We start from the raw sequence: 21,516 nt of genomic DNA on the forward strand, positions 1-21,516 counted from the left end.
AGGTGGTGTACGAGTCGGACCTGATCAGCGGTACCGGCGTGTCGTAGCCGAGTGATTGAAGGTCATCGCGTGATTCTTCGAGAGACCGTCCAAAGTCACTCGAGCAAAGGAATCGACGCGATGACCACTGCCCACAATATCGATCTGCCCACTGTGCTGGCCGAACGACTCACCACTGCCCATCCCGACGTGCTGCGCGAGCTGCTGGCCACGTTCATCCACACCTGATGGGCGCCGAAGCCGACGCCCTATGCGGTGCCGGCTACGGCGAACGCTCGGCTGAGCGCACCAATTCCCGCAACGGCTACCGACACCGTCAATTCGACACCCGTGCAGGGACTTTGGATCTTGCGATCCCGAAGCTGCGGCAAGGATCCTACTTCCCGGACTGGCTGCTGGAGCGCCGTAAACGCGCCGAGCGGGCCCTGACCACGGTGGTGGCGACGTGTTACCTGCTTGGTGTCTCGACGCGGCGGATGGACAAGCTGGTCGAGACCCTGGGCATCACGTCGTTGTCGAAGTCGCAGGTGTCGGTGATGGCCAAGAACTCGACGCCGCCGTGGAGGCGTTCCGGACCCGGCCGCTCGATGCCGGCCCGTATACGTTCGTCGCTGCGGACGCTCTGGTGCTCAAGGTGCGTGAAGCCGGCCGGGTGGTCAACGTGCACGCCCTGATCGCCGTCGGGGTCAACGCCGAGGGCTACCGCGAGATCCTGGGAATCGATGTCACGACCGCTGAGGACGGGCGGGCTGGTTGACGTTCTGGCGGTCGTTGACCGCCCGCGGCCTGTCCGGGGTCAAACTGGTCACCAGCGACGCCCACGCCGGGCTGGTCGCCGCCATCGGGGCCACCCTGCCCGGAGCGGCGTGGCAGCGCTGCAGAACCCACTACACGACCAACCTGATGTCCGTCACTCCCAAGAGTTCGTGGCCCTGTGCGCACCCTGCTGCACTCGGTGTTCGACCAACCTGACGCTGAATCCGTTGCTGCTCAATATGATCGGATCATCGACGCATTGTCCGACAAGCTGCCCAATGTCGCCGATCACCTCGAAGCGGCGCGGCCGGATCTGCTGGCGTTCACCGCGTTCCCCAAGCAGATCTGGCGCCAGATCTGGAGCAACAATCCCCAGGAACGACTCAACAAGGAGATCCGCCGGCGCACCGACGTCGTGGGCATCTTCCCCGACCGCGCGGCCCTGATCCGTCTCGTCGGAGCAGTGCTGGCCGAACAACACGACGAATGGGCCGAGTCGCGGCGCTACCTCGGCCTCGACGTTCTGAGCAAATCACGCACCGTCAACGACACCCCAACCGAACAGGAGGCTACCCCCGCGGCACTGCCCGCCTGACCCAACTACCTCGAAGAATCACACGACGACGTCATACACCACGTCCCTGGACTTGACCCCGATCATCGGTCAGGCGTTCGCCGTCGAACTCAAGTCCTTCGAAATCCCATGCCGGTTGGCCCGATCACACGGAACGAGATGTGAATTCAGCTGTGAACTATCGAGAGTTGGAACACACACACATCCTCTGCACTGCAAGGGAACTCATTGACCACGCCGGCTGGCAGGAACTACTGGCGGACGAACTCCGCTGCGCGGCAACGCAGTTGCGACAGGCGACGGCACAGAGCACGCGCCCGACCGAGCGCATTCGGGCGTATACCGCGACGATGATCGACCACGTGTACCCGGTGGAGCGCTGCGGCAGATTCGCGGTATTCGCGTCGATCTCGCTCAACCGTTCCGGACGCCACGTCGACCAGATCGATGCACTCGTGGACGAATTGATCGAGCCGCTGCGCGAGGCAATTCACGTTGGATGCCAGACCGGTGAGATGTCGTCACAGCGTCCCGACGACGACGCACAGTCGATCTTTCATCTGGTCACGGGCATGATCCTCACCCAGGCAACCCTCGGCAGACGTTCCTCTCCGGAGTCCCTCAAAGGGATGGTGATGGATGCTGTCGCGCACGCCCTCGGATTCACCGAGCCCTGAAACGCACCTATGCAGACTGCTCCCGCGTGACACCTGCGGCGAATGCCGACTCGACGAACTGCGTTACCTCGCGAAGAGCGCGGGTCGCTTCGGGAACGAGCCTGGCCGCGGCCTGAAAGACGTGGACTTGGTCTCGCCACACCTGCAATTGATGCGGCACACCGGCCTTCGCCAGCTCAACGGCCAGCATCTCCGCGTCCGGGCTGAGCAATTCGGTCGAGCTCACCTGGATCAACGACGGCGGCAGCCCACCCAGATCCGCATCGAGCAGTCGGTGATCCTCTTCGGGCGGACTGTGGCGCATGACGAACTGATGGAACGCGCGGGCAAAAGCCTTCGAGAACAGCACATCGGTTGATCCCGAGGGTGCATCGATCTTGGCCTGCAGGTCGAAGTCGGTCAGCGGCGCCATCGAGACAATCGCGCCAGGCATCGGCAACCCACGCCGGCTCGCGAACACCGCAGTGATGAACACCAGGTAGGCCCCGGCCGAGTCGCCGATGAATGCGATGTTCTCCGGCGGGATACCTCGCTCGAGCGCGAATCGATAGGCATCGATGCAGTCCTCGATGCCGTCGGCGATGGTGTGCTCTGGCAGCTTGCGGTAATCCACCGCGAGGACCTCGCTCTGCAACGAGGCAGCGATTCGCGAGATCAGCTGGCGGTGCAGGTAGCGGCCACCGACGAGAAACGCGCCGCCGTGCATGTACACCACGTAGCGGTCCGCTCGCATCGACGCCGGGCGGGTCGCCTCGGCGGAACAGCGCGCAAGGCCGACGGGCTTTCTGGTGGTGCCCGGCACCGACCGCAGTACTCGACCGACGTGATCGATCGCGCGGTATGGCCACGGCAGGCCAGGTGCCATCGACCAGGCGGTCAATACCGGTTTGACTATGGCCTGCAACGTCAACGCGAGTAAGCGCGACTGGATGCTGCCGCCTTCGAACTCGACGCGACGGGAGTTACCCAGGTCCAGCGGGATCGGGTTCTCGGGTGCGGCAACCACGTTGTAGCCCTCCTGTATCGACGAGCCCCGTTCGGTGGCTGCGGCAGCACCGATGCTGCCTCGTCGTCTGAACCAGTATCGATGTCCGGGTGGTCGCCGTCTCTACACCGAGCGCCGAAGTATCGGGCTCGGCGTTTGTGACGCGCCACAAACGCCGCGGTAGCTTTAGGTCGCCCCGTTCTCGACTGGGTGGGGGTGTCGCCGTCCACCACTCTGATTGCGCCCCAGGTGATCTGACACGCACGGCGTGGCCGGATCCGGCGATCTCCGGAGCCAATGCGCGCTATGGGCGTTTGTGCCCGTGACCAGTCAAGACACCGATTGCGCTGGGAATCAACAGTGCGCAACCCCAGGGCACGGCTACCCAGAACGGCCAGAAATAGCCGGTGCCGGTGGCAAGCCAGATCGCGAGGCACAAGAGGTTCACCGCGAACCACGGCAGCCACATGATCACGACCCATGCCGGAATCGATTGCTTCCGTTGTTGTTTCGGCGCACCGCGCCCATCGGACCGAGGTAGGTCAGCGACGACTTCGGCGAGCTCGCCGCGGGTTTCCGCCTGGTAGAGCTGCTGCAGGCGGGTGTCGTACTCCGTCAAGGTCAGCCGTCCGTCGGCGACGGCCCGGCTGAGCCGGCGGGAGGCGACTTCACGGTCGGCATCGCCCACCCGGATGCGAGCGCCCAGGGTGCCGGTCGAGGTGCTGCCGTCGGTGTTCCGCGTCAGCTCGGGGAATGGAAAGTCCTCATGGTGGTGCATGGTGCAACTCCATCGCCATAACAGTGTTATGACTATTCATAACACTGTTATGGGCTGGTGGCAAGGTGCATTCATCACGCCACGCCCAGGACAACCGCGACCGCCGGCGACCGGACGGCGCCGATTGCCACTCCCCCAAGCAATAGATTTGCGGCACAATCGGATTGACCATCGGCGCATCGGTCGCGGTTGATTCAGGTGCGACACCGGCCGCAAAATCGACCGACGTGGATACCCACAGGTTGACCGCGTGAAACATGTTATTTGCCACACCGACGGACCGGCATTGTCCTATTAGGTTTGGTGCGGCGAGCAGCGGAAGCGCCGATAGTATTTGTACTGTCGGCTCACGTGTGTGAGCCCCTCGGAGGTGACAATGACAAGCCAGCCAGTCCACGGAAGCGGTAACCCTGCCGCGCCGAGCTGCGCGGTCGAACAGAGCCAGATCGGCGCTGTCAGCGTGGTAACGGTGTCCGGAACGGTGGACATGCTCACCGCTCCGCAGCTCGAATCCGCGCTGAGCACGGTGGCCATCGGCGCGGCCCAAGCGGTCGTCGTCGATTTGAGCGCCGTGGACTTCCTGGCCTCGGCCGGGATGGGTGCACTGGTGGCGGCACATGCGGAGCTGGCACCGGCAGTGCGGCTCGTCATCGTCGCTGATGGCCCCACCACCAGTCGGCCGCTCAAGCTGGTCGGGATCGCTGACTTGATCGAGCTGTTCGCCACGCGAGACGAGGCCCTCGCGGCTGTCACCGCCTAGCGCGGTCGTTGTCAATCGGAAGGTAGGTCGAGCAGGTCGATATGACGGAGCCGGACCAGTCGAGCAGCGGGGCACGTTTCAGCAAAACGGACGTGGTGGCAATCCCCGAACATGCCGCATCCGTCCGTCAGGAGTTCTCCGTCTGGTTGGCGGGACACTTCGCGCTGGACCGAGTGAAAGCCGGCGATATCGTGCTCGCCGTCAACGAGGCATTGGCCAACGCCGTGGAGGCCGCGTATGCCGATGCACCCACGCCCGGTGTCATGCACGTTCGAGCCGACTTCGACCCCAAGTCAGGTCTACTGACGGTGACGGTGACCGACGAAGGCACGTGGCGCCCAGCCACCGCGCAGCGCGCGAACTCTGCCCGCGGCCGCGGAATCCCGCTGATGCAGGCGCTCACGGACCATGCGTCGATCGAGCCGAGCGATGCCGGCACCCAGGTGCGCCTGCAATGGGATGCCGTGGAAGCCGCAGCCGCCGACGCCACGGGCGGCTGACTTTCAGGGCTGCGGCAGCCGCACCTGAACGAAGAACTCATCGATCTCCCGCACCGCCTTCATGAACTGATCGAGATCGACCGGCTTGGTCACGTAGGCGTTCGCATGCAGCTTGTAGCTGCGCAGGATGTCCTCCTCGGCCGCGGACGTGGTGAGGACGACGACCGGTATGTGACACAAGTCGGCGTCGGACTTGATCACCTCCAGCAACTGTCGGCCGTCGTACCTCGGCAGGTTCAGGTCGAGCAGGATGAGGTCCGGAGTCGGCGCATTCGCATGGATGCCTCGCCGGTAGAGGAAATCCAGACCATCCTGCCCGTCGCGGGCGACATGCAGAGTGTTCTTGATCTTGTTGTCCGCGAACGCTTCACGGGTGATCAACTCGTCCCCCGGATCGTCCTCGACCAGCAGGATGTCGACCACTCGGCCGGCTGACGACTCACTCATGGGTGACTTCCTTCCGGCTGCTCTGATGCGATGACGTTCGGTTCGGTGGTCGGCGTGGCCGGCAATGTGAACACGAAGCGGGTGCCATCGGTGTACGACGTGTCGATCCCGATGGTGCCGCCGTGATGTTCGACGATCTTCTTGCACAGCGCCAAGCCGATGCCGGTACCGCTGTAAGCATCGCGGCCGTGCAATCGCTGAAAGATGACAAACACCTTGTCCACAAACTCCTCGGCAATCCCGATCCCGTTGTCCGTCACCGTGAATACCCAGTTGTCGGCGTCCTCACCCGTTCCAGATTTGCAGTCGATGGCAATCCGGGGCGCTTGGCCCTCTCGCCGGAACTTCACCGCGTTACCGATGAGGTTCTGCCACAGCATCGTGAACAGGGTGGGGTCGCCGTCGACCCGCGGTAGGCCGGCGGGCGGCATCAGCACTTCAGCTCCCGACTCCGTGATCGAGGTCGCAAGGTTCTGCATGGCCGACGCGACAGTCTCGCCCAGATCGACCTCGGTGTGGGTGGCGTTGATCCGGCCGACACGGGAGAAGGTGAGCAGGTCGTTGATCAGCACCTGCATACGCTTTGCGCCGTCGACGGCGAAGTTGATGTATTCGATCCCGCGCTCGTCGAGCTGATCGCCGTACCGCTTCTCGAGCAGCTGACAGAAGGACGCAACCTTGCGCAGTGGCTCTTGCAGATCGTGCGATGCGACGTACGCGAACTGTTCGAGTTCAGCGTTGGATCGACGCAACTCCTCGGCTTGTTCATCCAGGGCGAGGCGGGCGAACTGGGACGCCTCGAGCTCCTCGACGATGCGCTGCCGCATCTCCTCGACATCGGCGGCGATGGCTCGAATGTCAGTGGGCCCCTGGGGAACTATGCGCTCATCGAAGTTGCCCTGCGTGATCCGGCGGCACGCCGCGGCGAGGGCACCCAATGGACGGGTTACCGAACTCCGCACCAGCATGGCCAGGACCACCGCCATGACGACAAACGCGCCGACCATGGTGGCCAGCACCCGGTCGCGCCACCGGCGTATCGACACCAACCGAGCTGTGTCGGCGTCGCGCGCCTGTTCCAGGTGCCGGTTCTGTGCATCGAACAGCACGCGTAAGTTGTCGAACTCTTTCTTGCCGCCCTCGCTGGTACGGCTGTCAACGACAGTTGGATGTCCCACGACGACGCTGGCGATCAACGGCCGGGCATAGCTGCTGCGCCAGGTACCGGCGGCTCGTTCGATCGCATCGAGGTCGGCGAGCAGCGCGTCGCGATCACTAAGCAGCCGTCGAACATCCTGCGCCGCAACAGCTTCGGCACCTTGTCCATCCGCATAGGGCGCCAGGAATTCCCTGTCGGCGGCGATCGCGTAGCCGCGGACCGCAGTTTCCTGGTCGCGCAGTCCGGCTTGCAATCGGTAGGCCGCCACGCGCGCCGGTTGCAGGTGCTCGATCAGTTCGCTCGAAACCGTGTCGGTCTGGTTCATCAAGAGGGCACCGCCGACGGCGCCGGCGAGGACCACCACGCCCATCGCGGAGAGAACCAGGTTCTGCCAGCCCTGCACTGTCAACTTCATGATGCCGAGCGCTCCACTCGAATGACGGCGATGTCGTCGGTGAGACCGCCGAAGGGCTCGGCTCGCGTCGCCGCCTCGCCGATCACCGCCGTGACGAACTCGGCCCCGGGCAGGCGCGCCAGTGAGCGGGCCGTCGCCAGCAGTCCGGCCTCTCCGAGCCGTTCGCCCCCGGCCCCTGCGGGTCCCTCGAACAGCCCGTCCGTCAGCAACATCAAACCGTCGCCCGGCCGCAACTGCAGCCGGTTGACCGGCCATTCGTTGGCGCCGAGTCCCAGTGCCGGGCCGGCGGCCGGCTCCAGCCAGTCGACGGTACCCGCGCCGTGCATGAGCATGCCGGGATGACCCGCCCGCACTGCGGTGAACTGCCCCGTATCGGGTTCCAGTGCCACACTCAGCAGGGTCGCGAAGGTGCCGCGGCTGGGACGCTCCGTGGTCAGAATGCGGTCGAGCTGACGCATCCGCTCATTGCCGCGCAGACCGGCGAAAGTCAGTGCGCGCCAACCGATTCGCAGCGCCACCCCCAAGGCAGCTTCGTCTGGACCGTGGCCGGCCACGTCACCGATCATGACGTGTACGGTGCGGTCCGGTGTCTGTACGACGTCGTAGAAGTCGCCGCCGATCAGAGCGTCACGCCGGCTCGGCAACGACTGTGTGACGATCTCGACGCCGGGACCGTCCAGAAGTAGCGGAGAGGGCAGCAGGCCCCGTTCCAGTCGGGCATTCTCCTGAGCCCGCAGTCGACTGGCGTGCAAATCCACCGCGGTGACCTCGGCACGCTTGCGCTCGATCGCATAGAGCACCGCACGACGCAGCGTCTCAGGGTCCACGCGACCCTTCACCAGGTAGTCCTGCGCACCGGACGCCACGGCAGAAACACCGAAATGCTCGTCGTTCAGACCGGTGAGAACGACGATCGGCAAGCTCGGGGCCAGCGCACCCAAGCGATCGAGAGCGTCGACACCGCCGGCATCGGGCAGGTGTAGGTCGAGCAGCACGCAATCCGGGCGGATCGCTCCCAGCGCGGTCGCCGCCTGGGTCAGAGTGGGAGCCCAGTGGAAGTCGATGTCGATCGCGGCATCGGCGATCAACTCCTCGACCAAGAGGGCATCGCCGCGATCGTCTTCGACCAACAGCAGCGACAACGGCCGCTGGGCGGTGGGTCCCACTCTGGGAGAAACGGAGCGGTTCATCCGCGGCTCTGCCGACATGGACAAGTGGTCACATCCTTCACCAAGGGGCCACCTACGTCGCGCTGACCTTCTTGTTTCGCTGTGTTTACCGCTGCGGACGTTACCAGTTGGTCCCACGCCGCTTCGGCCATTGACGCGCGCCGCACGCCGGGCCGTGCCCGAGCTACTCCAACTTCTCCCGAAGCTGGGCCAGGGTTTTCGCCAGTAGCCGCGATACGTGCATCTGGGATATGCCCACCTTGGCGGCGATCTGGGACTGCGTCATCGACTCGAAGAATCGCAGCACCAGCACGGTCCGCTCGCGTTCCGGCAGTTCGGCCAGCAGCGGCCGGAGCGCCTCGCGATACTCGACCTTCTCCAGCCCGGGGTCGACGTCGCCCAGTGTCTCCGCAAGAGCTGGGCGCTCCTCGCTGCCCGCAGCACCATCGATCGAGGTGGTTTTGTAGGAGCTCCCGGCCATCAGACCGTCCAACACCTCATCGCGGTCGATATTCAGTTCTGCGGCCAGTTCGGACGCGGTGGGCGCGCGCCCGAGGCGTTGCGACATCTCGGCGGTAGCCGAGCCGATCTGCAGATGCAGCTCTTTCATCCGCCGCGGGACTTTCACCGACCAGCTGTTGTCACGGAAGTGGCGGCGGAGCTCTCCCATGATCGTGGGAACCGCGAAAGACGCGAAGTCCGAACCCATCTCGACGTCGAAACGCTTCACCGCGTTGATGAGGCCGATGCGCGCGACCTGCAGCAAGTCATCGCGTGCTTCGCCCTTGCCCTCGAAGCGCCGCGCAATGTGATCGGCCAACGGCAAACAGCGCTCGATGATCGCGTCCCGCTGCTCGAGGTATTCCGCTGAGTCCTCGGTGACGTTCCGGAGCTGACGGAACATCTCGAGAACGTCCGCATACTCCGCCGTCACCGCTGCAGACTCACTCGTCTCGAGGTCAACGAAACACCCAGCACCTGGGTGCCGTCGATAGCCTGCTCGTCGGCAAAAGTCGACACCTCATCGGTCAGCGAGTTGAGCACGTGCCAGCTGAAGCTGTCCGGCTTGACCACCGTGCCGCCGCGACTGTCATCGACCGCGCAGCGCGCCGAAGCACGAATCACGACAGCATCATTCGCCGGATCGACGACCACCCGAAGGCTCGACCCCGGCACCGCGGCGCGGATCAGGCCGGTACACGCCTCATCGACCGCCAGCCGGATATCGGCGATGGCGTCCAGATCGAAATCTTCGAAGGCGGCAACCGCTGCCACGAGCGTCCGCAGGACGGCCAGGCTTTCCGGAGACGCCGCAACGATCAACTCAACTGACCGGTCACTCGACGCCATGTCGCCCTGCCCCACTGCCTCAACCACGTATACCCTCCAGCGTTCCCGTGCAGGCCACTCCACGTCGCACTTTGTGTACCCATTGTCCATGGCTGCTCAAACGAACGTGCATCGCCCGCCACCGCCCCTTCGCGACGGGGCCGATGCCCGCAGATAGACGACCGCATCAGCACGCTTGGCAGTCTGCACAGCTGTTCGATTTATCCTGCGTCGCAAGCTATTTCGCCTGCCGGAAACGATTCTTGATCGCCAAGGTGACCTCATCGCCGGGGCGTCGGCTAGTACCAGTAGCGGCGGCCGGCGATCGGCCGTCCGGTCGCCCCCAGCAGCCAAAAAACCGCGCCCACCACCAGCACAACAACGCCGGCTACCCACAAGGGGTAGATATTGAAGATCAGCCCAAGAGCGAGCAATACAGCTCCGACCAGAATCATGGTGCCTCTTTCTGTTGCGGGCAGCGCACGCACCTCGTCGCGGTGCCTGCCCCGTCTGACCGCGTCGGCCAGCCGGCAGTCCTTCCGTACCCACACACATCGTCCGCTCAAACATTTCGGGTCACGACCACCGGAATGTGCTGTGGGGCACCCGCATCCGTGTGGCGTAGATCGCAGTAGTCGCGGTTTGGCCTTCGCCAGAGCTGGGAATTCTCAGCAGGCGTGGGGAACGGTTCTCCGTGCATCAATCCGATCCGCCAGCGGAAGGGTAGCCATGAGCGAGAACAACAAGACCGGACCCGAGGAAGCCGTCCGGGGTGTCGTCGAAGGGGTCAAGGGTAAGGCCAAGGAAGTCATCGGCACCGTAGTTGGCCGTGACGACCTGGTTCGCGAAGGCCAGGCCCAGCAGGACAAAGCAGACGGGCAGCGCGCGGCGGCCAGGAAGGAAGCCGAGGCCGAGGCGGCGCGCGCCGGGGCGGCGGCCGCTGAGGCGCGGGAACGAGCAGAACAGCAAAACTGACAGAGCGTGAAGCCAGGGCCCAGTCCAGCACCAGCTGGACTGGGCCGCTCTTTGCGTAGCACGCTCCGAAATTACTTGCACTGCATGGTCTTTCGTCGATCACGGGGACAGACAGCACTCGCTGCACTCCGTACCATCAGAGCGTTTTGCCGGCCGCCGGAGTGGGTAACCGAGAAGTTAGCTGACGCACTCGCGCCTTGCCCGACTCGAAGGAATTAGGGATGACACTCGACCTGATGGCGGCGCCACGAAGTGCGGACCAGACACCGGCATGCGGTGAGCGAGTGGCCGACAGGGCCGTGACACCCAGCGTGACCGCCCATTTGCCGGTACTGCTGGTGGGGTTGCGCTGGCTGTTCGACACCGAGCAGCCGGCTGGTGCGGTGCAGTGTCCCGCCGGCGACAGCCTGCCTTCGGCGGGCGGGCGCGCTTTCCGCTTCATCCCCGCAGACCGCGACGGCCGGGCGGCCCTGGGCATAGCGGTGACCACCGGCATTGCCGGCGACGCAATCGGGGGCCACGAGGCGGCTGACTTCATCGATCTGCTCGAGGGAATGGGTGAAGAGGTTCTTGCCATCAACTCCGTAGCGGCGGGATCGTTCTACGTGCTGACCTTGGCGCGGCCGGCCCATCCGACGTTGCGAAGCGCGGTCGTTCGCTATCGCGCGCAATACCTCGAGGATTGCCACACCTCACCGTTCGGACCGGCGCGACCCGTCACAGTCGTCAACGCCGTGAGTGCAAGGGACCTGCAGCGGCAGGCGGCCATCAGCGCCGCCGAACAAAACAGCAAGCAATCACCCGGCGATGCCGGCGTGCACTGGATGGACCGCTTCGGTGGACGGACAACCATCGCGGTCACCGGCACCGAGCTGTGTCTGGCGATGCAGGCCTAGCCTGTATCGCAGCATCCGGCCGCAGGATGCTGCGGGCCTCAACCCCGCGGCAGCCGGACCACCTGAACAAAGAATTCATCGATCTGGCGCACCGCACTCAAGAACTGCTCGAGATCGACCGGCTTGGTCACGTAGGCGTTGGCGTGCAGTTTGTAGCTGCGCAAGATGTCATCCTGCGCCGATGACGTGGTGAGCACGACGATGGGGATATCGCACAGTTCGATGTCCGACTTGACCTTTTCGAGCAACTGCCGTCCGTCGTACTTCGGCAGATTCAAGTCGAGCAGGATCAGGTCCGGTCGCGGCGCACGCGTGTGGGCACCGCGTCGATACAGGAAGTCCAGGCCCTCCTCGCCATCGCGGGCGACATGCAGAACATTTTTGATCTTGTTGTCCGCAAAGGCTTCCCGGGTGATCAACTCGTCCCCCGCATCGTCTTCGATCAACAAGATGTCGATCGCTCGGCTGTCGCGCGGCGCTGTCACGTGCACACCTTCCCCACCTACTACGTAGATGACGTTCGATCCATCGTCTGGCCGCGCCGGGGGTGTGAGTACACGACGGGTTCGGCGTTCTCTGTATGCGGTGCCACCCGCACTCTCGTGCCGCGGCTCATGTCCCCGACCACACTCAGTTTACATTGTAAACAGGCGTGCTGCCGCCAGGTTTACCGTGGTCCGGCCCGGTCAGCGCCGCGGCAAATACGATTCGAGCCGATCCAGCAGCGCTTCGAGCGCTTCTTCGAACTCGGTTTCGCCGTGATCTTCCGACAACAAGGTTTGCAGTCGCTGCAGCTGCGGATAGTCCGACAGCCTGGTCTTGGGACGGTCGACTTCGTCAAGGATCGCCTCGGCAGGGCTCAACCGGGCGCCGCGGGCGGTCAAGTCCAGGGACGTGGTGTATGACGTCGTCGTGTGATTCTTCGAGGTAGTTGGGTCAGGCGGGCAGTGCCGCGGGGGTAGCCTCCTGTTCGGTTGGGGTGTCGTTGACGGTGCGTGATTTGCTCAGAACGTCGAGGCCGAGGTAGCGCCGCGACTCGGCCCATTCGTCGTGTTGTTCGGCCAGCACTGCTCCGACGAGACGGATCAGGGCCGCGCGGTCGGGGAAGATGCCCACGACGTCGGTGCGCCGGCGGATCTCCTTGTTGAGTCGTTCCTGGGGATTGTTGCTCCAGATCTGGCGCCAGATCTGCTTGGGGAACGCGGTGAACGCCAGCAGATCCGGCCGCGCCGCTTCGAGGTGATCGGCGACATTGGGCAGCTTGTCGGACAATGCGTCGATGATCCGATCATATTGAGCAGCAACGGATTCAGCGTCAGGTTGGTCGAACACCGAGTGCAGCAGGGTGCGCACCCAGGGCCACGAACTCTTGGGAGTGACGGACATCAGGTTGGTCGTGTAGTGGGTTCTGCAGCGCTGCCACGCCGCTCCGGGCAGGGTGGCCCCGATGGCGGCGACCAGCCCGGCGTGGGCGTCGCTGGTGACCAGTTTGACCCCGGACAGGCCGCGGGCGGTCAACGACCGCCAGAACGTCAACCAGCCCGCCCGTCCTCAGCGGTCGTGACATCGATTCCCAGGATCTCGCGGTAGCCCTCGGCGTTGACCCCGACGGCGATCAGGGCGTGCACGTTGACCACCCGGCCGGCTTCACGCACCTTGAGCACCAGAGCGTCCGCAGCGACGAACGTATACGGGCCGGCATCGAGCGGCCGGGTCCGGAACGCCTCCACGGCGGCGTCGAGTTCCTTGGCCATCACCGACACCTGCGACTTCGACAACGACGTGATGCCCAGGGTCTCGACCAGCTTGTCCATCCGCCGCGTCGAGACACCAAGCAGGTAACACGTCGCCACCACCGTGGTCAGGGCCCGCTCGGCGCGTTTACGGCGCTCCAGCAGCCAGTCCGGGAAGTAGGATCCTTGCCGCAGCTTCGGGATCGCAAGATCCAAAGTCCCTGCACGGGTGTCGAATTGACGGTGTCGGTAGCCGTTGCGGGAATTGGTGCGCTCAGCCGAGCGTTCGCCGTAGCCGGCACCGCATAGGGCGTCGGCTTCGGCGCCCATCAGGGTGTGGATGAACGTGGCCAGCAGCTCGCGCAGCACGTCGGGATGGGCAGTGGTGAGTCGTTCGGCCAGCACAGTGGGCAGATCGATATTGTGGGCAGTGGTCATCGCGTCGATTCCTTTGCTCGAGTGACTTTGGACGGTCTCTCGAAGAATCACGCGATGACCTTCAATCACTCGGCTACGACACGCCGGTACCGCTGATCAGGTCCGACTCGTACACCACCTTGATGGACGCAACCCCGCGGGCAGACACCTCCAACAAGAGTTGTCCCAGCAAGAACGTCGTGTAGGCGCGATAGGCCGCCACGGCTGCGACGTCATCGAACCCATACGAAAGCAGGGTGTCGAGGAAGCTCTCCATCCAGCGCATGCTGCGCAGCGGCGGGCGCACCCACGGCGCCTCTGGCGCCTGCGTGGCGACCAGCGGAAAGACCTCGGGGTGCTGCAGCGCAATCTGACGCACCCCGTGGCCAAGGCGGATCAGATAGTCCTGCCAGCCGTCTTCCTGACGACGGGCTGCCAGCTGGTCGGCATACAAGCGGTCGACGATATGGTCGACAACGCCGGTCAGCAGATCCCCCCTGCTGTGCACGTACCGGTAGAGCGCCATCGCCTCCACACCGCACGCGGCGCCCAACCGGCGCATGGTCAGCTTCTCCAGCCCATGCTGGTCAATGAACGCGATCGCGGTGTCCAAGATGTACTCGCGGGTCAACGACGCCGGGTGGGCATCGCGCACCACATCAACGGGCGCTCCATCGGAGTCGCCCGAGGCCGCTGCGGAGACATCAGCGTCATTGAATCCCGACAACTCGCCCGACCTCCCAGCACTCATGAATAACGCTCCAACGCTAGCTGCAGAAGGCGACGAATTGGTGGAGCGTCACCGCGAGCAGTGTGCTTGTTTCAGAAAAGGGTTCGAAACACCGTCAGGGCGCGGCCGTCGACCGTGACGGTGGCCTCCGCCGCCAGCGGCGTTGCCTCGTCAGCCACGGTCGCCAGACCACCGGCGGTATCGAGCAGTAATTGCCACCTCGAACCGAATTGTTCTGCCGGCAGGGTGAACTCGATGGCTTCGTCGTGAGCGTTGAAACACAACACAAATGAGTCGTCGACGACCCGCTGCCCACGCTCATCCAAGTCTGGTATGCCGCGTCCGTTGAGGTAGACGGCGACGGACTTGCCGAAGGCGGTGTTCCAATCTTCGTCGGTCATCTCCGACCCGCTCGGGGTGAAGAAGGCGACGTCCGGCACGTCCTGCGAGCCCCGGGCTCGCACCGGCCGACCGGTGAAGAACCGGCGACGCCGGAAAACCGGGTGCGCTGTGCGGATTGCCGCGACGCCGGCGACGAACTCGATCAACTCGGTGTCGGCGGATTCCCAGTCGACCCAGGTGATTTCGTTGTCTTGGCAGTACCCGTTGTTGTTGCCGCCTTGGGTGCGCCCCAGTTCGTCTCCGTGACAAATCATGGGCACGCCCTGGCTCAGGAGGGTCGTGGCCAGAAAATTGCGCTGCTGGCGTCGACGCAGCATCTCGATGCCGGGATCATCGGTCCGCCCTTCCACACCACAATTCCAGGACCGGTTGTTCGATTCGCCGTCGGTGTTGTCGTCACCGTTGGCCTCGTTGTGTTTCTCGTTGTAGGAAACCAGGTCCCGCAGTGTGAAGCCGTCATGGGCGGTGACGAAATTGATCGAGGCGACCGGCCGGCGCGAGGTGTGCTCATACAGGTCCGCCGACCCCGTGAGGCGCGAGGCGAACTCGCCGAGCGTGGACTCCTCACCACGCCAGAAGTCACGCACGGCGTCGCGGTATTTGCCGTTCCATTCCGTCCACTGCGGCGGGAAGTTCCCGACCTGATAGCCGCCAGGTCCGACATCCCACGGTTCGGCGATCAACTTGACCTGGCTGATGACCGGATCCTGCTGGACCATCTCGAAGAATGTCGAGAGCCGGTCCACGTCGTAGAACTCGCGCGCCAGCGTCGACGCCAGATCGAAGCGGAAACCGTCGACGTGCATCTCGGTCACCCAGTACCGCAACGAATCCATGATCAGTTGCAGCGCGTGCGGATGACCGGCATTGAGACTGTTGCCCGTCCCCGTGTAGTCCATGTAGAACTTCTGCTCCCCGTCGACCAGCCGGTAGTAGGCGGCGTTGTCGATGCCCCGGAAGGACAGCGTCGGGCCCAGATGGTTGCCTTCCGCGGTGTGGTTGTAGACCACATCGAGGATCACTTCGATGTCCGCTTGGTGCAGGGCGCGGACCATGGCCTTGAACTCTTGGACCTGCCCGCCGGCGGTCACCCCGGAGGTGTATTTGGGATCCGGGGCGAAGAACCCGATCGTGTTGTATCCCCAGTAGTTCGACAACCCTCTGTCGATCAGTACGGAGTCGTTGGCGAAGTGGTGCACCGGCATCAACTCGACGGCAGTGACACCGAGGCTCTTCAAGTGGTCGATGATCGCGGGATGTGCGACGCCCGCGTACGTGCCGCGGTCGCGCTCTGGAACGTCGGGATGACGCTGCGTGAGCCCCTTCACGTGGGCCTCGTAGATCACCGAGTCTGCATACGCCCGCTGCGGAGGCCGGTCCGTCCCCCAGTCGAAGTACGGGTTGATCACCACCGACTTGGGCATGCCTGCGGCAGAGTCGTCGTCGTTGCGGCTGTCTTCGTCCCCGAAGTTGTATGCGAAAAGCGTTTGATTCCAAAGGAATGCACCGTCGATCGCCTTGGCGTAGGGATCGATGAGCAGCTTGTTCGGGCTGCAGCGCTGTCCGGCGGCCGGATCGTACGGTCCGTGGACCCGATAGCCGTAGCGCTGTCCGGGTACGACATCAGGGAGGAAGCCGTGCCAGATGAATCCGTCGACTTCCGGCAGCACCACCCGCGTTTCGGCGCCATCATCGTCGAACAGGCACAACTCGACGCGCTCTGCGGCCTCACTGAAGAGTGCGAAGTTGGTTCCGACGCCGTCATAGGTGGCTCCGAGCGGATATGCCTTGCCCGGCCACACCTCGGTGCGGCCGGGTCCGGCGTCCTTCGAACTGACGGACTCAGTCATGTGCTCTCCTCGAGCGAGAGGGCTTGAGTGAGAGGGATAGCCCGGATCAGCACTGCTCAATCATGGCCCCGGTTTGGTTTGACCGGGCATCGGCACGGGTACCTGTAAGCCGCCGGCTTTGACGAACACGTCAACGCCCTGAGCGAGGAGCGCAGCACATGATCGTCTTGGGCATTATCTTGCTTGTTCTGGGATACGCCTTGGGAGTACCGATTCTGGAGACCATCGGTGGAATCCTGGTGGTGATCGGTGCCGTCCTGTGGATCTTGGGCGCCGTTGGGCGGCCGGTCGCAGGACGCAAGGTGTGGTTCTAGCCGGGCCGTAACCAGGCCCCCCACACCGCGGGCGCTGTGGTGACGCATGCCGACCCCGACGCCATGGGCCAGCCCACCGGCGAGGCGAAAGACGTTGAGAAGACGGATAATGCCGGCCAGACGGCTCACCACGACATGGTGGCGCAGCCACACGGCACAGATGAGGAACCGATCGCCGCCGCCGAAGCCGTGGCCGCGGAGATGAAGACCGACACGAGTCCCCACGGAGAACCGGGACGCCGGTTTGATCGGCATGCCCCCTTCTTCATCGGGATGACGGCCGCAGCCGGCGTCGCCGTGACGTACGCCGCCGTGCACATGCTGGTCGCGGCACAGTCGGTGCTTGTCCTGATCGGGGTGGCGTTCTTCCTGGCGCTGGGCTTGGAACCCGCCGTCTCGTGGTTCGTCAACCACCACTTACCGCGCTGGCTCGCCACCACAACCGTTTTCATCATCTTTCTCGCCTTGCTGGCTGCCTTCGTGGCGGCCGCCATTCCTCCGCTCTCGCAGCAAGCCACGCAACTGATCCACCAGGCGCCGCACTACATACAACAAGCCCAGAGTCACTCGTCGACGATCGGTAAACTCAACGACCGCTTCCATATTCAGCAGCGGATCACCGACACGGTGAACGGATCGGGCGGCTCGATACTCAACGAGATCGTCACCGCCAGCTCGGCGGCGTTCGCCGCCTTGGCCGACGTGCTCATCGTCATCGTCCTCACCGTCTACTTCCTGATCGACTTTCCCCGCATCCGCGCGACGCTGTATCGCCTTGTCCCCCAGACCCGTCGGCCGCGGGCGATTCTCATCGGGGATGAGATGTTCGCCAAGGTCGGTGCCTACGTGCTGGGCAACGTGGCGATATCGGCGATCGCCGCAGTGGCCACGGCGGTGTGGTTGACCGCCTTCGGTGTGCCGTATCCGCTGCTGCTCGGCATCTTCGTCGGGCTCTTCGATCTGGTGCCGGTCGTGGGCTCGACGATCGCCGGTGTGGTGGTGGCGGCGGTGGCGCTGACGGTGTCGCTACCCGTATGTATCTCTACGGCAGTGTTTTTCGTGGTCTTCCGGGCACTCGAAGACTATCTGCTGGTCCCCCGCATCATCGGACACGCGGTCCAAGTGCCCGCGTTGGTCACCGTGGTGGCGGTTCTCGTCGGAGGCGCGTTGCTCGGCATCGTCGGGGCACTGGTGGCCATCCCCATTGCCGCCGCAGTGCAGTTGATCGCGCACGAGGTGCTGTTCCCGCGTCTCGACGACACCTGAGGACCAGACCACTGTGCCGACCGCGTCGAACCCGCAGTCGTGTCCGGCAGCTCACAGCACTGCCGCGTTTGATAGCCGGCCAGGACGGAAATGCTGAGAGCAGGGCGTGGCACACAGAGGCCGCTCCTGAGGCAATCGGTCCATCCATGAGTAGCGGAAAGGCAGATATGACCGAGAACAAGAAGACCGGACCCGAGGAAGCCGTGCGTGGCGTGGTGGAAGGTGTGAAGGGTAAAGCGAAGGAAGTCCTCGGCGCCGTGACAGGTCGCGACGATGTGGTGCGCGAGGGTCAGGCCCAGCAGGACAAGGCCGATGCGCAACGCGACGCCGCGAAGAAGGAAGCGCAGGCAGACGCAGCCCGCGCCGGCGCCGAAGTCGCCGAGAAGCGACAGCAGGCTGAACAGCGGCGCTGACCGACTACCGACGAGAGGCCCAGCCCGGTTTCACGCCGGCTGGGTCTCTCGCGCGTCGCACCCTCGATGCAGGTGACACCATCGCAATGAATAGCCTTGGGCCTCAACGCAACCGGGCCCGAGCACGGTAGGCCGACCTCGCCCAGCGCCGGCGGGGGCGTCAGTCGACGAGCTTGGTCAAGCAGTACACCCGCTGCGGAGATGTGAACACCATCGCCTTCGCCGCAGTGACACAGGCCGTTTCGTCGACGCTGCCATCGAGGCGCTGGGCCACTTTGAACACCCCTGTGTGAGAGTTCGCGATTGCCGGCGCCTGCGCGCACTCAATGGTCCTGATGCTCTTGCCGGTGAGATCCAGTGCGTAGCAGGCCCCCTCATGCAGGTTCAGCGCAAAGCACAAGGTCGCCGCCTTGGGGTCATCCTGATTGCTGGTGGCGAAAAAGTACGGGCCGTCCTGCGGCGGCTTTCCATCCGGACACAGACCCTTCGACGTCTCACCCGCCAATTCGTAGACAGCATCGGCCGATTCGCAGTTGGTCGAGGTGAAATGGAACTTCTCGTAGTCGGCGGCGGTGATGCACTGCCCCGATTTCAGGCCGCCGCCGAAAGCGGTGGGGCCGTGAAGTCCTTTGCGGACGACATTGGAGATCCCACCGACCAGGGCCAGCAACATCACCACACCCACAATCCACATCCACGGCTTGAGCCCCGACTTGCGCGGTGGCGGCGGAAATCCGGGAAACGGGTTCGTGGCACCGTAGTTCGGCTGGGGCGGGCCGGCCCAGGGCTGCGAGGGCGGTGCCGGCCAGCCGGGCTGCGGCTGCCATGCCGGGGATGGGTTCGGTTGTCCCGGTGGGCCCACCGGCGGTGGGTGCTGCGGGTCGCCCCACGGACCTGGCTGCTGTGGTGGCTGTGTCACGGACGGTCAGTTCGGCGCCGACGTGCACAAGATGCCGTGAGCCGCTTTCGCGAGCGCACCGGTGGGCCCCGCGTCGGCCCCGTACTGTCCAGCCAGCGCGCCGATGACGTCGGGCCGCGACTGCCCGCTGAACGCCATCTGACAAGCCTGCAGCCCGGCCTGCATCACCGCGTCATCATCACCGGGGAAGCCCGCATTGCGGGCCTGGTTGATGAACCGCTGCTGTTCCGGCGTAAACGGCATCGGCCACGCCGACGCGGGACCAGCCGCGGCCACGGACAGTGCGGCGGCCGCGGCAACAGCGCCGGCAGCCAGGCGAATGTGTGCGAACATCTCTCCCCCAAGTTTCCGGTCCCACACAGCGCGGGGCCCAACATGATGAGCCTAATGGCCCGTGCGGGCTTCGCGGACCCATATTTCTACTCGAAGGCTCGACACCTACCGGCCGGGCGGCATCGCGGTCAGGAACCACATATCGCGCGAAAAGACTTGTGACAGTCGACTATCGGAGCGGAAGTCCAAGTCCGCGATCGCGCGCCGGGCGCATACCGAAGATTCGCCGATCAGTTTCTTCGATCGGTACATCGTTGATGCTGGCCTCGCGACGTTCCATCAAGCCGTCCGCATCGAACTGCCACAGTTCGTTACCGTGGCTGCGCCACCACTGGCCGGCGGCGTCGTGCCATTCGTACTGGAACTGGACGGCGATGCGGTTCTCGTCGAACCCCCACAGCGTCTTGCGCAGGGCGTAGTCGCGCTCGCGCTCCCACTTGGCGGTCAGGAACTCGACGATTTCCGCACGGCCGGCGACGAACGTCTCACGGTTACGCCAGGCCGAGTCCGGCGTGTACGCCAGGGCGACGCGCTGCGGATCTCGCGTGTTCCAAGCATCCTCGGCCGCTTGCACCTTCTGGAGTGCGGTTTCCTTGGTGAAGGGCGGGACAGGTGGACGTAGTTCGCTCATGATTCCTTCTTCCAGCTATCGAGAACGTACGTTCTCTACTCGACTCGACTATCGTAGGGAACGGTCGTTCTCAACGTCAAGGAGAGATTCCGATGCCTGCGCCGATCAGCGATGAACAGAAAACCCGTGATCGGGAGGCGCTGCTTGATGCCGCCGAATCGCTCTTCTATGAGCGCGGCATCCAAGCCGTCGGCATGGACGACATCCGCGCTGCCGCCGGGATCGCGTTGAAACGAATCTATGGACTCTTCGCAACCAAGGAAGAACTCATCGTCGCGGTGCTGCAACGCCGCGACCGCCGCTGGCGCGGCAGCCTCACCAACTACGTGGAACAGCGCGAAGACCCGAGAGAACGAGTACTGGCGATCTTCGACTGGCTTGAGCAATGGTTCGCCGAGCCCGATTTCCGTGGCTGCGCCTGGATCAACGCCTATGGCGAACTCGGCGCTACCTCTCCCGCGATTCTGGCCGAGGTTCGTAGCCACAAGCGGGCATTCCATGAACAGATTGCGGCATGGGTCGCGACTGCTACCGACGCACCGGCCGAACCGGTGTGCCTCTTGGCCGAAGGCGCGATCGTGACCGCTGCCATCACCGGAGATACCAAGGCGGCGCGTCGCGCACGGGAAGCGAGCAAATCGCTCATGCGCTGACGGCCGGCCATTTCCGTCAGAACGGTCGGCTATTCGCCTGCCATTTGGCCGATTCCGGTCGCGGGCCGAAGCGCTCGACGTAGCGGTCGTGCATCTGCGCCTGCTTCTGCCGCAGGACCTGGTCGATCAGGTTGGGGTCGAGTCCGTGCTGGCTCAGTCGGTAGCGACGCCAGACCTTGTTGAGCACGAACGCCATCACGAGAGCCCAGAAGTAGATCGGCAGCGTCATTTCGGAGTGCACATACACCGATGCCGGCAGCAGCCACAGCGGAGCCAGCACAAAAATCGGCGGGATCGCGTAGCGGATCATGTGCCGGCGCACGGCCCCCTCGCCGGTCAGGTCCTCACGAACCCAATCCTGCAGGTGGTCCGGTAAGCGGCGTCCGTAGGCATAGGTGATGCGCTGCCAGAACGTCGGATTGTCGGCGGCCATGA

The 21,516-nt window shown here is 64.3% G+C and carries 23 protein-coding genes and 4 pseudogenes; 10 read left to right on the forward strand and 17 right to left on the reverse strand.

All coding sequences use genetic code 11. The features are described 5' to 3' along the window. Positions 1–120 precede the first annotated feature (120 nt). Positions 121–1,351 (forward strand): annotated as a pseudogene (locus G6N59_RS09450) (IS256 family transposase). A 167-nt stretch (positions 1,352–1,518) separates the two neighbouring features. Then, positions 1,519–2,007 (forward strand): hypothetical protein, encoded by a 489-nt coding sequence (locus G6N59_RS09455; protein WP_138231947.1) that lies wholly within the window; start codon positions 1,519–1,521, stop codon positions 2,005–2,007. 7 nt (positions 2,008–2,014) lie between these two features. On the opposite strand, the gene G6N59_RS09460 is transcribed toward G6N59_RS09455, so the two are convergent. Both G6N59_RS09460 and G6N59_RS09465 read right to left on the reverse strand, forming a co-directional pair. Further along, the gene (locus G6N59_RS09460) at positions 2,015–3,013 is read right to left on the reverse strand and encodes an alpha/beta hydrolase (RefSeq protein WP_234884358.1); all 999 of its coding nucleotides are present in this window, start codon (positions 3,011–3,013) and stop codon (positions 2,015–2,017) included. A gap of 283 nt (positions 3,014–3,296) precedes the next feature. After that, entirely contained in the window at positions 3,297–3,770 is a 474-nt protein-coding gene (locus G6N59_RS09465; protein ID WP_138231948.1) for a DUF1707 domain-containing protein, read from the reverse strand. Between the two features lie 376 nt (positions 3,771–4,146). Between G6N59_RS09465 and G6N59_RS09470 the strand changes: the two genes are divergently transcribed. Together G6N59_RS09470 and G6N59_RS09475 are read left to right on the forward strand one after the other, a co-directional pair. Further along, positions 4,147–4,530, forward strand: a complete 384-nt coding sequence (locus G6N59_RS09470) for an STAS domain-containing protein (RefSeq protein WP_138231949.1) — start codon at positions 4,147–4,149, stop codon at positions 4,528–4,530. 41 nt (positions 4,531–4,571) lie between these two features. Next, positions 4,572–5,030 carry an ATP-binding protein gene (locus G6N59_RS09475; protein ID WP_138231950.1) on the forward strand — a complete coding sequence of 153 codons (459 nt, stop codon included), beginning with the start codon at positions 4,572–4,574 and terminating at the stop codon, positions 5,028–5,030. 3 nt (positions 5,031–5,033) lie between these two features. On the opposite strand, the gene G6N59_RS09480 is transcribed toward G6N59_RS09475, so the two are convergent. The 6 genes from G6N59_RS09480 to G6N59_RS31845 all read right to left on the reverse strand — a co-directional run bounded on the left by G6N59_RS09480 (position 5,034) and on the right by G6N59_RS31845 (position 10,004). Further along, entirely contained in the window at positions 5,034–5,477 is a 444-nt protein-coding gene (locus G6N59_RS09480; RefSeq protein ID WP_163911172.1) for a response regulator, read from the reverse strand. Continuing rightward, positions 5,474–7,051 (reverse strand): sensor histidine kinase, encoded by a 1,578-nt coding sequence (locus tag G6N59_RS09485; protein ID WP_138231952.1) that lies wholly within the window; start codon positions 7,049–7,051, stop codon positions 5,474–5,476. The genes G6N59_RS09480 and G6N59_RS09485 overlap by 4 nt, the downstream gene beginning before the upstream one ends. After that, positions 7,048–8,241 (reverse strand): PP2C family protein-serine/threonine phosphatase, encoded by a 1,194-nt coding sequence (locus tag G6N59_RS09490; RefSeq protein WP_407665878.1) that lies wholly within the window; start codon positions 8,239–8,241, stop codon positions 7,048–7,050. The genes G6N59_RS09485 and G6N59_RS09490 overlap by 4 nt, the downstream gene beginning before the upstream one ends. 163 nt (positions 8,242–8,404) lie before the next feature. Then, positions 8,405–9,154: a SigB/SigF/SigG family RNA polymerase sigma factor gene (locus G6N59_RS09495; protein ID WP_138231953.1), complete on the reverse strand. Its 750-nt coding sequence runs from the start codon at positions 9,152–9,154 to the stop codon at positions 8,405–8,407. Further along, positions 9,151–9,570 (reverse strand): ATP-binding protein, encoded by a 420-nt coding sequence (locus tag G6N59_RS09500; protein WP_138231959.1) that lies wholly within the window; start codon positions 9,568–9,570, stop codon positions 9,151–9,153. Before G6N59_RS09500 ends, G6N59_RS09495 begins: the two co-directional genes overlap by 4 nt. A 278-nt stretch (positions 9,571–9,848) precedes the next feature. Continuing rightward, on the reverse strand, positions 9,849–10,004 hold the full coding sequence (locus tag G6N59_RS31845) for a hypothetical protein (protein ID WP_165606054.1): 156 nt from the start codon (positions 10,002–10,004) through the stop codon (positions 9,849–9,851). A gap of 274 nt (positions 10,005–10,278) precedes the next feature. Here G6N59_RS31845 and mbp1 (G6N59_RS09510) point away from each other — a divergent pair, with 274 nt between their 5' ends. Together mbp1 (G6N59_RS09510) and G6N59_RS09515 are read left to right on the forward strand one after the other, a co-directional pair. Continuing rightward, complete coding sequence (gene mbp1 / locus G6N59_RS09510; RefSeq protein ID WP_138231954.1) at positions 10,279–10,524, forward strand: microaggregate-binding protein 1; 246 nt, start codon at positions 10,279–10,281, stop codon at positions 10,522–10,524. A 197-nt stretch (positions 10,525–10,721) separates the two neighbouring features. Then, positions 10,722–11,420 carry a hypothetical protein gene (locus G6N59_RS09515; protein ID WP_138231955.1) on the forward strand — a complete coding sequence of 233 codons (699 nt, stop codon included), beginning with the start codon at positions 10,722–10,724 and terminating at the stop codon, positions 11,418–11,420. A 38-nt stretch (positions 11,421–11,458) separates the two neighbouring features. Here the strand turns inward: G6N59_RS09515 and G6N59_RS09520 are convergent, their stop codons facing one another. The 5 genes and pseudogenes from G6N59_RS09520 to glgX form a co-directional block, all read right to left on the reverse strand. Then, complete coding sequence (locus G6N59_RS09520) at positions 11,459–11,905, reverse strand: response regulator (RefSeq protein WP_138231956.1); 447 nt, start codon at positions 11,903–11,905, stop codon at positions 11,459–11,461. A gap of 201 nt (positions 11,906–12,106) precedes the next feature. Next, positions 12,107–12,310: pseudogene (locus G6N59_RS09525) on the reverse strand (TetR/AcrR family transcriptional regulator); the annotation flags it as partial. Between the two features lie 46 nt (positions 12,311–12,356). After that, positions 12,357–13,591 (reverse strand): annotated as a pseudogene (locus tag G6N59_RS09530) (IS256 family transposase). A gap of 127 nt (positions 13,592–13,718) precedes the next feature. Continuing rightward, positions 13,719–14,321, reverse strand: a pseudogene (locus tag G6N59_RS09535) (TetR/AcrR family transcriptional regulator); the annotation flags it as partial. Positions 14,322–14,392: 71 nt separating this feature from the next. Then, entirely contained in the window at positions 14,393–16,552 is a 2,160-nt protein-coding gene (glgX, locus tag G6N59_RS09540; protein WP_138231961.1) for a glycogen debranching protein GlgX, read from the reverse strand. A gap of 158 nt (positions 16,553–16,710) precedes the next feature. Between glgX and G6N59_RS30550 the strand changes: the two genes are divergently transcribed. The 3 genes from G6N59_RS30550 (at position 16,711) to mbp1 (G6N59_RS09550) (ending at position 18,545) form a co-directional block, all read left to right on the forward strand. Beyond that, the gene (locus G6N59_RS30550; RefSeq protein WP_138231962.1) at positions 16,711–16,866 is read left to right on the forward strand and encodes a hypothetical protein; all 156 of its coding nucleotides are present in this window, start codon (positions 16,711–16,713) and stop codon (positions 16,864–16,866) included. Positions 16,867–17,001: 135 nt separating this feature from the next. Further along, complete coding sequence (locus G6N59_RS09545; protein WP_179970344.1) at positions 17,002–18,132, forward strand: AI-2E family transporter; 1,131 nt, start codon at positions 17,002–17,004, stop codon at positions 18,130–18,132. 167 nt (positions 18,133–18,299) lie between these two features. Beyond that, the gene (mbp1, locus tag G6N59_RS09550) at positions 18,300–18,545 is read left to right on the forward strand and encodes a microaggregate-binding protein 1 (RefSeq protein ID WP_138231963.1); all 246 of its coding nucleotides are present in this window, start codon (positions 18,300–18,302) and stop codon (positions 18,543–18,545) included. Positions 18,546–18,705: 160 nt separating this feature from the next. On the opposite strand, the gene G6N59_RS09555 is transcribed toward mbp1 (G6N59_RS09550), so the two are convergent. The 3 genes from G6N59_RS09555 to G6N59_RS09565 all read right to left on the reverse strand — a co-directional run bounded on the left by G6N59_RS09555 (position 18,706) and on the right by G6N59_RS09565 (position 20,428). Further along, on the reverse strand, positions 18,706–19,218 hold the full coding sequence (locus G6N59_RS09555) for a hypothetical protein (RefSeq protein ID WP_138231964.1): 513 nt from the start codon (positions 19,216–19,218) through the stop codon (positions 18,706–18,708). A 252-nt stretch (positions 19,219–19,470) separates the two neighbouring features. Continuing rightward, complete coding sequence (locus G6N59_RS09560) at positions 19,471–19,797, reverse strand: DUF732 domain-containing protein (protein WP_138231965.1); 327 nt, start codon at positions 19,795–19,797, stop codon at positions 19,471–19,473. A gap of 169 nt (positions 19,798–19,966) precedes the next feature. Continuing rightward, positions 19,967–20,428: a nuclear transport factor 2 family protein gene (locus G6N59_RS09565; RefSeq protein ID WP_138231966.1), complete on the reverse strand. Its 462-nt coding sequence runs from the start codon at positions 20,426–20,428 to the stop codon at positions 19,967–19,969. A gap of 92 nt (positions 20,429–20,520) precedes the next feature. Between G6N59_RS09565 and G6N59_RS09570 the strand changes: the two genes are divergently transcribed. Continuing rightward, a complete protein-coding gene (locus G6N59_RS09570) occupies positions 20,521–21,081 on the forward strand; it encodes a TetR/AcrR family transcriptional regulator (protein ID WP_138231967.1) in 561 nt (186 codons plus the stop codon). Between the two features lie 16 nt (positions 21,082–21,097). Here G6N59_RS09570 and G6N59_RS09575 read toward each other — a convergent pair whose 3' ends face one another. Then, positions 21,098–21,514: a DUF5313 domain-containing protein gene (locus G6N59_RS09575; RefSeq protein WP_138231968.1), complete on the reverse strand. Its 417-nt coding sequence runs from the start codon at positions 21,512–21,514 to the stop codon at positions 21,098–21,100. Positions 21,515–21,516 lie beyond the last annotated feature (2 nt).

This window comes from Mycolicibacterium aubagnense (assembly GCF_010730955.1).
GTDB classification, from domain to species: Bacteria; Actinomycetota; Actinomycetes; order Mycobacteriales; family Mycobacteriaceae; genus Mycobacterium; species Mycobacterium aubagnense.